The organism is Brevibacillus sp. NRRL NRS-603, assembly GCF_003013445.1.
In the GTDB taxonomy this organism is placed as follows: domain Bacteria; phylum Bacillota; class Bacilli; order Brevibacillales; family Brevibacillaceae; genus Brevibacillus; species Brevibacillus formosus.
The window spans coordinates 1-550 of sequence record NZ_PXZN01000112.1 but is presented as its reverse complement, the minus strand read 5'-3'; the positions used below and the strand labels follow the sequence as shown (position 1 = coordinate 550).

Annotated in this window: 1 protein-coding gene; it reads left to right on the top strand. The window is 50.5% G+C overall.

Annotated features, from left to right (window positions below; all coding sequences use genetic code 11):
* Positions 1 to 333: 333 nt before the first annotated feature.
* Positions 334 to 550 (top strand): metallophosphoesterase family protein (locus tag C7R94_RS28745; RefSeq protein WP_146142847.1); only part of this gene is annotated, 217 nt, incomplete at its 3' end.

Sequence of the window (550 nt, the reverse complement as noted above, 5' to 3'; positions counted from 1 at the left end):
AAATAGTCGGTAACAACTGGATCTTTGGCTTGCTTGTTAATCCAATCCAATACTTGGGTCTTGGTAGGCGCCTTGGAGGCAAGGGAAGAGGGGGCAGTCAGGACGAGACTGGAGACGGCAAGTCCTACTGCCAGGTTGGGCAACAGGCGGGAATTACGCAACGGTAACGAGCTCCTTTCCGGGATGAGATCGATCAATCACGACCCTTTCAGTTGGAAGACGAGCAGTCAGAAGCAAAAGTTACGGAAAAGTGGAGTAAATTTCAACCGCGAACAGCGCTGTCTTTTGTTACAATGAAAAGCAAACACATGATCGTGGAGAGTGATAGGAGTCATGCGGATATTACATACAGCCGATTGGCATTTCGGGCGGCAACTGGAAGGGCGGGACCGCCGTATTGAGCAAGTGGCATTTGTGGACGAGCTCTGTCACATAGCGGATGAGCGGGAAGTAGATTTGGTGCTCATTGCTGGGGATGTGTACGATTCGGTCAATCCGCCTGCTTGGGCAGAAGAGCTTTTTTATGATGCATTGGAGCGTTTGTCTTCGG